We start from the raw sequence: 12,697 nt of genomic DNA, 5'->3' as shown, positions 1-12,697 counted from the left end.
CTTCCGGTTGCGAAAGGGCGGCCTCTCCAGGGTTATCCGGATCGGATCAGTGGTTGTCCGCCTTGACCACCGGCAGTTCGTTGAACTGGTGGTGCGGCGGGGGCGACGACAGGGTCCACTCCAGGGTGGTGGCGCCTTCGCCCCACGGATTGGCCTCGCCCTTGCGGCGACGGATCGCAGCTTCAGCCAGCATCACCAGGAAGACGGCGACGCCGACGATGGTGATCAGGTAGCCGATCGACGAGACGTGGTTCCAGTAGGTGAAGGCCTCCGGGTAGTCGATGTAACGACGCGGCATGCCCTGCAGACCCAGGAAGTGCTGCGGGAAGAAGACGAGGTTCACGCCGACGAACATGATCCAGAAGTGGGTCGCGCCGAGGAACTCGTTGTACTTCACGCCGAACATCTTCTCGAACCAGTAGTAGAAACCGGCGAAGATCGAGAAGACGGCGCCCAGCGACAGCACGTAGTGGAAGTGCGCCACGACATAGTAGGTGTCGTGCAGGCTGTAGTCGATGCCGGCGTTCGACAGGACCACGCCGGTCACGCCGCCGAGGGTGAACAGGAATATGAAGCCCATCGCCCACAGCATGGGCGTCTTGAAGGTGATGGAGCCGCCCCACATGGTGGCGATCCAGCTGAAGATCTTCACGCCGGTAGGCACGGCGATGATCATCGTGGCGGCCACGAAATAGGCGCGCAGGTTGATGCTCATGCCCACGGTGTACATGTGGTGCGCCCACACGATGAAGCCGATGAAGCCGATGGCAACCATGGCGTAGGCCATGGCGAGGTAGCCGAAGATCGGCTTCTTCGAGAAGGTCGAGACGATGTGCGAGATGATGCCGAAGCCCGGCAGGATCATGATGTAGACTTCGGGGTGACCGAAGAACCAGAACAGGTGCTGGTACATCACCGGGTCGCCGCCGCCGGCCGGATCGAAGAACGAGGTGCCGAAGTTACGGTCCGTCAGCAGCATGGTGATGGCGCCCGCCAGAACCGGCAGCGACAGCAGCAGCAGGAAGGCGGTGATCAGGATGCCCCAGGCGAACAGCGGCATGCGGTGCAGGGTCATGCCCGGCGCGCGCATGTTGAAGATGGTCGTGATGAAGTTGATCGCGCCGAGGATCGACGAGGCGCCGGCGACGTGCAGCGAGAAGATCGCCAGGTCGAACGACGGGCCCGTGTGGCCCATGGTGGAGAGCGGCGGATAGGCCGTCCAACCACCGCCGAAGCCCATGCCCGGTCCGCCGTCGACGAACATCGAGATGACCAGCAGCATGAAGGCGGCGACCAGCAGCCAGAACGAGATATTGTTCAGGCGCGGGAAGGCCATGTCCGGCGCGCCGATCATGATCGGCGTGAAGTAGTTGGCGAAACCGCCCATCGTCGCCGGCATGACGACGAAGAAGACCATGATCAGGGCGTGGGCCGTGACCGTGACGTTATAGCCGTGCTTGGAGGCCTCAACGATCCCCAGTTGCTGGATGATCGTGCCTTCCTTGAACAGCTGGATGCCCGGCTCGGCCAGTTCCCAGCGGATCAGGCCCGACAGGGCGCCGCCCACCAGACCGGTGAAGATGGCGAACATCAGGTACAGCATCCCGATGTCTTTGTGGTTCGTCGACAGGAACCAGCGGGTGAAGAAACCCGGCTTGTGATCGTGATGATCGTCGTGTGTTGCGGCAGCGGTGGCCATGATCGTTGGGCTCTCGCGTCTCTGTTACTGGGCGGCCGGCGCGGCGGGCGCGGCAGCGGCTGCGGGGGCCGCGGGAGCGGCGGCGGCGGTCGGGGCGGCGGCGTCAGCGGCGGGAGCAGCGACGGCGGCGGCCGGAGCAGCTGCGGCGGCGGCCGCAGCGGCTTCGTCAGCCTTCTTCGTCATGGACCCGCCCTTGGAGGCGACCCAGGCGGCGAATTCGGCCTCGGTGACGACGTTGATCTGCATCGGCATGAAGGCGTGGTCGACGCCGCACAGCTCGGAGCACTGGCCGTAGTAGATGCCGGTCTTCTCGGCGTTGAACCAGGTTTCGTTGACGCGGCCCGGGACGGCGTCGGTCTTCAGACCAAAGGCCGGCAGAGCCACGGCGTGGATCACGTCCGAAGCGGTGACCAGCAGGCGAACGGTCTTGCCGACCGGCACGACCATCGGCTCGTCAGCGGCCAGACGGTAGAGGTGCGGCGGCGCCTTGTCCTCGGGTGTCATGTTCGAGATGTACTCGGCCACGCCCTGGTCGGGATATTCATAGGCCCAGTTCCACTGGTTGCCCGTGACCTTAACCGTCAGGTCGGGGTCAGGCATGTCGTGGTAGGCAAACAGCAGGCGGAACGAGAAGAGCGAGACGCCCACCAGGATCAGCACCGGCACCACGGTCCAGATGATCTCGATGACCGTGTTGTGGCTCCACTTGGCCGGAACCGGGTTGGCGCGCTTGTTGTAGCGGACAGCGATCCAGATCAGCAGGCCCAGCACCAGCAGGGTGATGATCGTGATGACCGGCATCAACACCACGTCGTGGAAGAAGATCGCTTCGTGCTTCAGCGGCGCAGCAGCCGGCTGCAGGCCGAGACCGCCCGGGGTCGGTTGCCCCATCAGATCCTGCGCCCATGCCGGCGCGGCGACGAAGGCGGCAAGAGCGGTCGCGGCGACACCGCCTCCGATCCGCGCCATGGCTCGCGTGCCCATCCCCATTCGATTCCTCATAAACCGTTTCGCAGCCGATACTTGCGAGCAATTCGCAAACACCCCCGGGCCCTGACGGACCTCGGCGTTTCAGGGCCGGTCCTTATCGGCTCGGCTTGCGCTTGCCAAGCGATCAAGACGCGCAAGTGACGGGATGAGGCGAAACTTCGGCGGATTAATTCGCTGTCATGTACCGACAGCTACCTTGCAGCGCACGATACCTTGCGATACCCATTCGTCATCACCGAAGGGAACGCCATGCCCGACTCCATCGACATCCAACTGAAGAAAGGCGTGCTGGGATTGTGCGTGCTGGCCCTGCTGGCCCGCTCCGACAGCTACGCCTACGAGATCGCCAGCCGCCTGTCCGACGCTATCGGCATGGGGGAAGGCACCATCTATCCGCTGATGCGCCGCATGCAGAGCGACGGCCTGGTCGAGACCTATCTGGTCGAATCGCCCAGCGGCCCGTCGCGCAAGTATTATCGGCTGACCACCGCCGGTCGCGCCGCCCTGGAAGGCCAGACCGCCGAATGGCGGGCCTTTGCCCAGGCCGTCGACGCCCTGGTGGCGAACACCGCGCCGCACAGCGACGCCATAGCGGCGGGCGCCCCGGTCGAACCGGCCGCCCTCACGGACCAATCCGCAGACGCTCAACGGGGAGCTGAACAATGAACCGCGCAGAATTTCTGGCCCGCCTGAAACGCGGACTGGTCGGCCTGCCGACCATCACGGCCAACGAGATCGTCGCCGACTATGAAAGCCACTTCGCCGACGGCGCCGCCGCTGGCCGCACAGAGGCGCAGGTCGCCGAGGCCTTGGGCGATCCCGATCGTCTGGCCCGTGAACTGAAGGCCGAGGCCAGCGCCAAGCGCTGGACCCAGGAGCAGTCGCCGCCGGCCGCCGCCGGCGCCATCTTCGGCATCCTGGGCCTGGGCGCGATCGACATCCTGATCCTGCTGCCCATCGCCCTGCCGATCTTCGGCACCGTCCTGTCCATGCTGATCGGCGGGATCGGGGTCTTCGTGGCCGGCGGCTTCGTCATGGTGGCCGGGTCCTTCATGGGCCTGCCGGGCGGCGCCCTCGCCGCAGCCTTGCTGGGCGTCGGCCTGATGGGTCTGGGCGTCTTCATGGTCGCCCTTATGGCCCTGCTGACCAAATGGCTGATCGACGCCACAATCTGGTACGCCCGCCTTCACTATCGCGTCCTGAAACCCGCCCTCGAACCGCAAGCCTGAGCCAAGGGAGAATAATGTCATGATCCGCAATCTGCTCATCATCTCCGGCGCCGGGCTGATCCTCGCCATCGTCGGCATCGGCGGCGCCTTCGCCGTCGGCGGCCGCGACCTGGCCCGCCACGACTGGACCTGGGTGGTCACCGACGACGAGCCCGGCGACGACGGCTTCACCATCGAGCGCGGTCAGGTCTCGCCCGAGATCACCCGCTCGATCACCTGGGTCGACGGCCAACGTCTGGCCATCGATATCCCCGCCAACGTCACCTACGATCAGCAGGCCGACTCGCCGGGCATCACCATCTCCGGCGCCGAAACGGTCGTGAACCGCGTCCGCTTCTCCAACGGCCGACTGACCCTGGACGAAGGCCCGCGCGGCGACCGCAGCTATGTCCGCTGGACCCGTACCGGCATCCGCGGCTGGAGCGAGACCGACGCCCTGAAGATCGTCATCAAGGCCCCCTCGGTGAAAAGCTTCGACCTTTCCGGCCCCACCGAGCTGAAGATCCGCGGCTATGACCAGCCGACGCTGGACCTGACCCTGACCGGATCGTCGGACGTCAAGGTCCAGGGCCGCGCCGATACGGTGACGGTGGACGTTTCCGGCGCCGGCGACGCCCGTCTGGACGAGCTGATCGTCAAGGACGCCAAGGTCAGCGTCAGCGGCTCGGGCGACGTACGGGTCGGCCCCAGCGGCAAGGCCGACGTCGACGTCTCGGGCAGCGGCGAGGTGCGCCTGACGCGCCGCCCCGCCGAACTGCGCCAGTCCGTCAGCGGCTCGGGTGAAGTCACGGAAGACTGATCCGCGATCCAGAAGTCGTCGTCACGGCCCCTTTCGCAGCGCGAGAGGGGCCGTTCCCTGTGCGGAACACGTGACGCAACTCGTGACGCGGGGCGGTCGAGCCCCTATCTAGCCTGCATGAGCACCGTCGCCTCCCCCTCCCCTATTCTCGACGCTTCCGGCGTGGCCCCGGACGAGGCCCTGTCCATTCTGCAGACGGCCCTGGCCGGCGCGGACGACGGCGAGCTGTTCCTGGAAAAGACCGAGAGCGAATCCCTGGTCTTTGACGACGGGCGGCTGAAGGGCGCCTCCTATGACGCGGTCGAGGGCTTCGGCCTGCGCGTCGTGGCGGGCGAGACCGCCGGCTACGCCCACGCCAACGAGATTTCCGCCGCCGCCATCCGCCGCGCCGCCGACAGCGCCGCCCTGGCCAAGCGTGGCTATGCCGGTTCCGCCGCCGAGGCCCCGCGCGCCACCAATCAGAAGCTCTATGACGAGGTCGACCCCCTCGCCTCGCCCGGCTTCTCGGACAAGATCGAACTGCTGTCGGAAATCGACGCCTGGGCGCGCGCCCGCGACCCGCGCGTGGTCCAGGTCTCGGCCTCCATCATCGGCGAGCGCCGCGCTGTCGAGATCCTGCGCGCCGACGGTCGGCTGCTCAGCGACGTGCGCCCCCTGGTCCGGCTGAACGTCTCGGTCACGGTCGAGCGCGACGGCAAGCGCGAGAGCGCCTCGTCCGGCGCCGGCGGCCGTGCGGGCTTCGAGGCCTGGATCGCCCCCGACCGCTGGCAGGGCCAGATCGACGAGGCGCTGCGCCAGGCCCTGATCAACCTCGACGCCGTCGACTGCCCGGCGGGCGAGATGGACGTGGTCCTGGGCGCCGGCTGGCCCGGCGTCCTGCTGCACGAAGCCGTCGGCCACGGCTTCGAGGGCGACTTCCACCGCAAGGGCTCCTCGGTCTTCAGCGGCAAGATGGGTCAGCGCGTCGCCGCCCCCGGCGTGACCGTGGTGGACGACGGCTCCATCGCCGGACGTCGCGGCTCGCTGTCTTTCGACGACGAAGGCACCCCGACCTCGCGTACCGTCCTGATCGAGGACGGGATCATGGTCGGCCTGATGCATGACCGCCTCTCGGCGCGTCAGCTGGGCGCGAGCGCCACCGGCAACGGTCGTCGCCAATCCTTCGCCCACATGCCCATGCCGCGCATGACCAATACCTTCATGGAAGGCGGCAAGGATTCGAAGGCCGACATGATCGCCTCGACGAAGCGCGGCCTCTACGCCGCCAACTTCGGCGGCGGCCAGGTGGACATCACCAACGGCAAATTCGTCTTCCAGTGCACCGAGGCCTATCTGATCGAGGACGGCAAGATCACCGCCCCTGTGCGCGGGGCCACCCTGATCGGCGACGGGGCCACGGCCCTGACCCATATCCAGATGATCGGCGACGACTTCGCCTTCGACCCGGGCGTCGGCACCTGCGGCAAGTCGGGTCAGGGTGTTCCCGTCGGCATCGGCCAGCCCAGCCTCAAGATCGGCGGCCTGACGGTGGGCGGCACCGCGGTCTAGGGAAGCGCCGCCTCGACCGGCGCAGGCTTCCACTCCGGGCCCTCGATCTCATAGCCCTGAGCCGCCAGCGTATCGAGCACGCCGTCCGGTTCGGCCAGGACGCGCAGCTGAGCCACGGCCATGGTCACGCCCGGCTCGCCCAGAGCCGTCTGCACCGCCTCGGCCCACTGGCGACGCAGCAAGGGCGCGATCTCGGGATCGCCCCAGGGCCAGCACAGGCCCAGGGCTTGCTCCAGCGGCTGGGCCATGACCTCGGGCACACGGCGGGCACGCCAGTCGTTGATGCGGATGGCGCCGCCTTCCGGCCCGGCCTCGGCGGCGGCCAGGGCGCGCTCCAGACAGGCGGCATAGGTGGCAGGCGGGGCGGAGATCAGACTCTCGACGATTTCATCGCCGCGCACCGTACCGACAGGGCGCACCGGGATGCGGGCGTCGCGGGCGACCTTCTTGATGACGTCGGCGGCAGTTCGGGTGCGGCCGCGCTCATAGCCGGCCTGCTCGCTCATCAGGTCCATGCTGAGGATCATCAGGCTGTTGGTGCGCCAGTTGTCGTTCCTCTGATCCGCCATCACCGTCTCCAGCCGCGCCTGCACCGGCGGCGACAGATAGTCGGCGGTCGTGGTCCCCCTGGGCAGGGTCGCCACGGTGCGGATACGCCAGATCAGGCGAATGACATCGGCGACCGAGGCGCGCCCCTCCTGCGGAAACAGAATGCGCTGCGAACGGCGCGTCGCCGCCTCCAGCGCCTCGGGCCGCCATTCAACGTCGCGGGGCACGCCGCTGATGGCGCCGACCAGGATCAGGGTGCTGTCGCCGCGCGTCACCTGCCAGATGGGCGCCTCGGCACGGCGGGCGCTGACGATGACCTCGTCCACCGTGGTCACCGGCGCGGGCGACGCATCCTGAGCTCGCGCGGCTGCGCCTAGCGACAGGGCAAGAACAACGACAGAGACAGTCAGGAAACGAGGCGCCATGCCTGACTGATTAACAGTAACTAACCAGACTGTAATCTGACTATTCGGTAATGCTGTCCGCGATGTAATCCACCTGTCAGGCTTGTAACTGGAGAATGGAGGTCGCTGCCGTCAAACCAGCATCCAAGAAGACGGAGAGGGACGACGCCATGAACAAGACCATTCTGCTGGCCACAACCGCCATCCTGCTGGGCGCCGCCGCGCCCGCCCTGGCCGACACGGCGCGCGCCCCCCAGACCGCCGAGGCCCAGGATCAGGGCGTGCTGGTCTTCAATCCCGACTTCTTCAGGGACGCCCGCCCGAACACGGCGCTGGACATGGTCAATCGCATCCCCGGCTTCTCGGTCAACGACGGCGACGGCGCCCGCGGCTTTGAAGGCGCGGTCGGCAACATCCTGATCAACGGCTCGCGCCCGGCGTCGAAAAACGACACCGGCTCCAACGTCCTGGGCCGCACCGTCGCCGCGCAGGTCGAACGCATCGAACTGGTCCGCGGCGGCGCCCCCGGCATCGAGATGCAGGGCTATTCGGTCGTCGCCAACGTCATCCTGAAGACCACCTCCAGCCGCGAACACATCCTGACGGCTAACGCCAGCCTGTTCGAAGGCGGCCAGGACCTGTTCGGCGGCACCTATCAGTTCACCGCCCGCGAGGGCGAGCGCACCTGGGGCGTGACCCTGGGCGACGGCATCTCGTCCAGCGACTCGAACGGCGCCGGCTACGTCGTGCGCACCGACGCCAACGGAAACATCCTGCGCAACGAGCAGTACTACAACGACGGCTATGGCGGCGGAAACTCGATCCGCGGCAACTATTCCAGCCCCTTCATGGGCGGTAAGATCGACCTGACGGCCCGCTACGGCATCAACGACTGGCACAACATCAACCGCCAGACCGCGCCGGGCGTCCTGCGAGAGAGCTTCTATGACAATGACGGCAAGAGCGGCGAAGTGGGCGTGGTCTATACGCGCCCGCTCAGCGAGAAGCTGAAGCTGGAAACTCGCTTCATTCACGAGTTCGAAGACTTCGACAACGTCTCCACCTCGCGCAACCGCGACGGCGCCGTCGTCAGCCCCGAACAGCTGTTCGCCTCTAACGGCAACGGGTCCGAGACCATACTGCGCGGCCTGGTCCGCTATGAGCGGTCGCCGGCGATGGACTTCGAGGCCGGGGGCGAGGTCGCCTACAATATGCTGGAGACCGAGCAGGCCTACTCGGTCGGCGGCGTGGCCGTCCCCCTGCCCTCGGCCTCGGTCAAGGTCGAGGAGACGCGCGGCGAGCTGTTCGGCAAGGGCACCTGGCGGATCAATCCGAAATGGACGCTGGAAAGCGGCCTGCGACTGGAATCCTCGACCATCAGCCAGTCGGGGGACGCCTCGCAGGAGAAGAGCTTCTTCTTCGCCAAGCCGCGCCTGCTGGCGACCTGGACGCCCATGGGCAACACCCAGGTGCGCGCCCGTTTCGAGCGCACCGTGGGTCAGCTGGACTTCGACGACTTCGCCGCCTCGGCCGAGTTCGCCGACGAGAACGTCTTCGGCGGCAACGTGAACCTGTCGCCGGAATCACGCTGGGTCAGCGAACTGACCTTCGAGAAGCGCTTCTGGGGCGAGGGTATCGTCAGCCTGGGCCTGCGCCACGATGAGATCACCGAGGCCATCGACCTGATCCCCCTGGAGGGCGGTCTGGCGGCCGTCGGCAACATCGGCGACGGCACCCTGGACCAGCTGTCGCTGAACGTGACCATCCCCACCACCAAGCTCGGCCTGTCGGGCGGCAAGTTCGGCTTCCGCAACACCTGGAACAAGACCGAGGTCATCGACCCGACCACGGGCGAAACCCGCCCCATCTCGGGCGTGCGCCCCACCCAGGCGACCGTCACCTTCCAGCAGGACATCACGTCGTGGAAACTGCAGTGGGGCGCCGCCTGGATCCCGCTGCTGGGTCAGAAGCACTTCCAGCCGGATCAGGTCTCGGGCTGGCGCGGTCGAGACTATTACGAACTGTGGGCCGAGTATAAGCCCGCCCCGACCCTGTCGATCCGCGCCCAGGTCAACATCTGGAACAACTTCGACCAGGAGAGGATCGTTTTCGCCGACCGCGAGACCCGGCCCGTGGCCTTCATCGAGGAACGCTTCGTCGATCCCCGGACCTTCTGGCAGCTGCGCGTGCGCAAGACCTTCTGAGAATCAAGAGCAAGAACCCGCCCCTTCCCGGTCACTCCACATCGGGAAGGACAGGGCGGGCTTCCCCCGGAACAACTGAATAGGGCGGCGCCTCTTGCGAGACGCCGCCCTTTCCTTGTCAGACGAAGATGTCAGGCGATCAGTGGATGCCCGCCATGCCCTTCTTCAGCAGCGGCGACAGCACCAGCAGCACCACGCCGACGACAACGCCGGTCCAGCCGATGGTGCCGAAGATGGAGCCATAGGTCTGCAGCGCCAGTTCGGGGCTGGTCACCACGCCCGCGACCGTTTCGGTCGAGGTCGCCTGGGCGATGAAGCCGGCGGCGATGTGAGCCACCGAGCTGGACAGGAACCAGACGCCCATCATCAGACCCACGACGCGATCCACCGACAGCTTGGTGATCATCGACAGGCCCACCGGCGACAGGCAGAGCTCGCCCATCGTGTGCAGGAAGTAGGTCAGGAACAGGAACAGCAGCGGCACGCGGAAGTCCACGTTGGCCTGGGTCGCCGACGCCCAGGTCAGCAGCAGGAAGCCTGCGCCGACCAGAACCAGGGCGAAGGAGAACTTGACCGGGGTCGAGGGCTCCAGGTTGCGCTTGCCCAGCCACACCCACAGGGCGGCGATGATCGGGCCGCCGATGACGATGATGCCCGGGTTGAACATCTGCGTCATGGGCGCATTGAACCATGACGGCATGGCCGTGGATTGGTCAGCGAACAGGGTCAGCGACGAACCGGCCTGCTCGAACAGGGCCCAGAACAGCACCGAGAAGAAGATCAGGGTCAGGGCGACCAGCATGCGGCTGCGCTCGGAACCACGCAGCTTGAACACCACGTAACCGACCACCGAGGCGAAAATGACGCCGGCCAGCCAGGGCAGGGCCGTCTCGATGAGGTGGTGACGCTGCATCAGCAGCCAGACCGGGAAGACCGTGACCAGGCCGCCGATCCAGAAGATGGCTTCGAACGGCAGGCCAAAGACCTTGCGGGTCTTGAGCATTTCCGGCTGCGGCGGGCCGCCGCGGCCTTCCAGCCAGCTCTGGCCCAGGATGAAGGTCATCAGACCCAGAAGCATGCCGATGCCGGCCAGGCCGAAGCCATAGGCCCAGCCGTACTTGATGCCGAGGTAGGAGCAGGCCGCCGTGGCCAGAACCGAACCCAGGTTGATGCCGACGTAGAAGATGGTGAAGCCGCCGTCGCGACGGGGGTCGTTCTCTTCATAAAGAGCGCCGACGACCGTCGAGATATTGGCCTTCAGGAAGCCGACGCCGACGATGATCAGCGACAGGGCGAAGAACAGGACCGGCTCCCCAAAGCCGAGGTCCCGAACGGTTTCCAGCTTGTAGCCGCCCGTGGCGGTGAAGGCCGGGAAGCCCGCGGCCTCTGCGACAGCCGGAGCCGCAGCATCGGCGGCGACCGCCGCCGCCGGCTCGGCGCCGACCCGCGAAACGCCTTCCGGCGAGATGGTGATCTGGGTCCGCTCGTCGCCGTTGACGGCGAAGATGGAGCGGTTCTGATCGCGGCCTTCGACCTGAAGCTCGTAGGTCGTGGCGCCGATGGTCAGGTTTTCACGACCGCCGGTGCCTTCGAAAGCCATCATGAAGTGACCCGCGACCAGCAGGACCGCGCCGATGATGACCGCCTTGCGCGAGCCCAGATACTTGTCGGCGATCATGCCGCCGATGACCGGCATCAGGTAAACCAGGGCCGCATAGGCGGCGTAGATGCCCTGAGCCTCCTTCGGACCGAACAGGAAGTGCTGGGTCAGATAGAGGACCAGCAGGGCCCGCATGCCGTAGTAGGAAAAGCGTTCCCACATTTCTGTGAGGAACAGGACCACCAGCCCCCGCGGGTGTCCCAGAAACGTCTTGCGAGGCGTCGCCGACAGCGCGCCCCCCCCATCCGTCGTGCTCAACGGCGTTCTCCCAAATGCCACGCCCTGACTGGCGCATTAAGCCGGGAGAAACAGCACGCCCGACGCCTTGTAACAAGCGTTAACGCGCCGCGACTTCGCCGCAGTCGCCTGATTTCACAGCTTAGGGTTGATTTTACACTTGGCGCGCAACTTGCTTCCAGTGACGCAAGGGCGGTTCGGTCGCCCTGAAACGGGAAGGATGGACAGAGGTGACCATGCGGCCTTTTCAACTGACCGATGTTCCCGACGTGAACCGACTGCATCAGCAGGTCGGCTGGCCCGTCCGTTCGGTTGAGGGATGGCGCTGGCTGGCGAGCAATCCGGCCCGGCAAGCAGAGGCGCCGCTGGGCTGGGTGAGCGCGGACGCCGATGGCCGGGCCGCCGCCTTCGTCGGGAATTTTATACAGAGGTTCTGGCTGAAGGAGCACGCCGTCCAGGGCGCCGGCGGCTTCTCGATCATTGTCCCGCCCGCCCAGCGCGGCGCGGCGCCGCGCCTGATCCGCACCCTGATGCGGCAACCGGACTGCAGCTTCCGATACACGCTTAACGCCAATCCCAAGGCCGCCCGCCTCTATCCCCGTCTGGGCCTCACCCCCTGCCCCGAGCGCGGGCACGAAGTGAAACTGGCCTGGATCATCGATCCGGTGACCTGCGGCTGGGGGCGGTTTCTGCGCAACGCCGTGGAGCGCTCTCCCGGCCTCGCCGGCCATCTGGGCGAGCGGCTGATGTCACGACACGCCGCCCAGGTCGGCGGGCGGTCTCTGCATGACCTTCCCCTGCCCGCCGGGATCCACTGGATCAGCGACCTGTCGGACGTCTCAAGCCTGTCGACGCTCTGGAGCGAGCTGCGCGGTCAGGGCCGTTTGATCGCCGACCGCAGCCCGGCGATGCTGCGCTGGCGCATGGCGGACCCGGAACTGACCGTCGCCCCCCTGCTGCTGGGCTGCGAACAGGACGGCCGCCTGATCGGCTACGCCCAGGCGGTCATGAGCAAGGGCAGTCCCATCGAACCGCCCGCTCTGGAAATCATCGACCTGATCGCGCTGGACCACGCTCAGCACGCGGTCGCGGCGCTGATGAAGGCGATGCTGGATCTGGCGCCGCGTCTGGGCGCCGCCCGGGTGCGGCTGCAGGTGGTGAACGGCGCCCTGCTGGACGCCCTCGGCCCGCTGGCGCGCGGCGCGCGGCGCGAGGGAGGCTGGGGCCACTGCCATGCCCAATTCGATCCGGAGCTTGAAGCCGCGGGCCGCGACTGGCGCCCGACGCCCTATGACGGCGACTACGCCTTCTGCCTTCGTCCCCTGCCCATCGGCGGGCGCATCGCATCGGCTCGAACCGAGCGTGACGCCGCCTGAAA

At 66.8% G+C, this 12,697-nt stretch carries 10 protein-coding genes; 6 read left to right on the top strand and 4 right to left on the bottom strand.

Annotation, left to right across the window (positions count from 1 at the left end; genetic code table 11):
• Window positions 1-46: 46 nt before the first annotated feature.
• Complete coding sequence (gene ctaD, locus ACIQTU_RS03030; protein ID WP_400542111.1) at window positions 47-1,699, bottom strand: cytochrome c oxidase subunit I; 1,653 nt, start codon at window positions 1,697-1,699, stop codon at window positions 47-49.
• Between the two features lie 24 nt (window positions 1,700-1,723).
• Window positions 1,724-2,689, bottom strand: a complete 966-nt coding sequence (gene coxB, locus ACIQTU_RS03025; RefSeq protein ID WP_400542108.1) for a cytochrome c oxidase subunit II — start codon at window positions 2,687-2,689, stop codon at window positions 1,724-1,726.
• A 249-nt stretch (window positions 2,690-2,938) separates the two neighbouring features.
• Here coxB and ACIQTU_RS03020 point away from each other — a divergent pair, with 249 nt between their 5' ends.
• The 4 genes from ACIQTU_RS03020 (at window position 2,939) to tldD (ending at window position 6,265) form a co-directional block, all read left to right on the top strand.
• Window positions 2,939-3,355 carry a PadR family transcriptional regulator gene (locus ACIQTU_RS03020; protein WP_400542105.1) on the top strand — a complete coding sequence of 139 codons (417 nt, stop codon included), beginning with the start codon at window positions 2,939-2,941 and terminating at the stop codon, window positions 3,353-3,355.
• The gene (locus ACIQTU_RS03015; RefSeq protein WP_400542102.1) at window positions 3,352-3,918 is read left to right on the top strand and encodes a DUF1700 domain-containing protein; all 567 of its coding nucleotides are present in this window, start codon (window positions 3,352-3,354) and stop codon (window positions 3,916-3,918) included. Before ACIQTU_RS03020 ends, ACIQTU_RS03015 begins: the two co-directional genes overlap by 4 nt.
• Before the next feature lie 19 nt (window positions 3,919-3,937).
• A complete protein-coding gene (locus ACIQTU_RS03010; RefSeq protein ID WP_400542099.1) occupies window positions 3,938-4,717 on the top strand; it encodes a GIN domain-containing protein in 780 nt (259 codons plus the stop codon).
• A gap of 117 nt (window positions 4,718-4,834) precedes the next feature.
• A complete protein-coding gene (gene tldD / locus ACIQTU_RS03005; RefSeq protein ID WP_400542096.1) occupies window positions 4,835-6,265 on the top strand; it encodes a metalloprotease TldD in 1,431 nt (476 codons plus the stop codon).
• Here tldD and ACIQTU_RS03000 read toward each other — a convergent pair.
• The gene (locus ACIQTU_RS03000) at window positions 6,262-7,239 is read right to left on the bottom strand and encodes a TraB/GumN family protein (RefSeq protein WP_400542093.1); all 978 of its coding nucleotides are present in this window, start codon (window positions 7,237-7,239) and stop codon (window positions 6,262-6,264) included. The genes tldD and ACIQTU_RS03000 overlap by 4 nt on opposite strands.
• A gap of 149 nt (window positions 7,240-7,388) precedes the next feature.
• Between ACIQTU_RS03000 and ACIQTU_RS02995 the strand changes: the two genes are divergently transcribed.
• Entirely contained in the window at window positions 7,389-9,422 is a 2,034-nt protein-coding gene (locus tag ACIQTU_RS02995) for a TonB-dependent receptor plug domain-containing protein (protein WP_400542090.1), read from the top strand.
• A gap of 139 nt (window positions 9,423-9,561) precedes the next feature.
• On the opposite strand, the gene ACIQTU_RS02990 is transcribed toward ACIQTU_RS02995, so the two are convergent.
• Window positions 9,562-11,340, bottom strand: a complete 1,779-nt coding sequence (locus ACIQTU_RS02990; RefSeq protein ID WP_400542087.1) for a peptide MFS transporter — start codon at window positions 11,338-11,340, stop codon at window positions 9,562-9,564.
• Window positions 11,341-11,555: 215 nt separating this feature from the next.
• Here ACIQTU_RS02990 and ACIQTU_RS02985 point away from each other — a divergent pair, with 215 nt between their 5' ends.
• Window positions 11,556-12,695 carry an N-acetyltransferase gene (locus ACIQTU_RS02985; protein WP_400542084.1) on the top strand — a complete coding sequence of 380 codons (1,140 nt, stop codon included), beginning with the start codon at window positions 11,556-11,558 and terminating at the stop codon, window positions 12,693-12,695.
• Window positions 12,696-12,697: the final 2 nt, after the last annotated feature.

It is taken from the genome of Brevundimonas sp. NPDC090276, assembly GCF_044772165.1.
Taxonomy (GTDB): Bacteria; Pseudomonadota; Alphaproteobacteria; order Caulobacterales; family Caulobacteraceae; genus Brevundimonas.
The sequence above is the reverse complement of the archived record's forward strand: the minus strand, read 5'-3'. Positions and strand labels throughout refer to the sequence as shown.

What these genes read in the sequence shown, in the direction of transcription:
- coxB (WP_400542108.1), bottom strand. Translation starts at nt 2,689, where the DNA reads ATGGGGATGGGCACGCGAGCCATGGCGCGGATCGGAGGCGGTGTCGCC.
- ACIQTU_RS03020 (WP_400542105.1), top strand. Translation starts at nt 2,939, where the DNA reads ATGCCCGACTCCATCGACATCCAACTGAAGAAAGGCGTGCTGGGATTG.
- ACIQTU_RS02985 (WP_400542084.1), top strand. Translation starts at nt 11,556, where the DNA reads ATGCGGCCTTTTCAACTGACCGATGTTCCCGACGTGAACCGACTGCAT.
- ACIQTU_RS03000 (WP_400542093.1), bottom strand. Translation starts at nt 7,239, where the DNA reads ATGGCGCCTCGTTTCCTGACTGTCTCTGTCGTTGTTCTTGCCCTGTCG.
- ACIQTU_RS03010 (WP_400542099.1), top strand. Translation starts at nt 3,938, where the DNA reads ATGATCCGCAATCTGCTCATCATCTCCGGCGCCGGGCTGATCCTCGCC.
- ACIQTU_RS02995 (WP_400542090.1), top strand. Translation starts at nt 7,389, where the DNA reads ATGAACAAGACCATTCTGCTGGCCACAACCGCCATCCTGCTGGGCGCC.
- ACIQTU_RS03015 (WP_400542102.1), top strand. Translation starts at nt 3,352, where the DNA reads ATGAACCGCGCAGAATTTCTGGCCCGCCTGAAACGCGGACTGGTCGGC.
- ctaD (WP_400542111.1), bottom strand. Translation starts at nt 1,699, where the DNA reads ATGGCCACCGCTGCCGCAACACACGACGATCATCACGATCACAAGCCG.
- tldD (WP_400542096.1), top strand. Translation starts at nt 4,835, where the DNA reads ATGAGCACCGTCGCCTCCCCCTCCCCTATTCTCGACGCTTCCGGCGTG.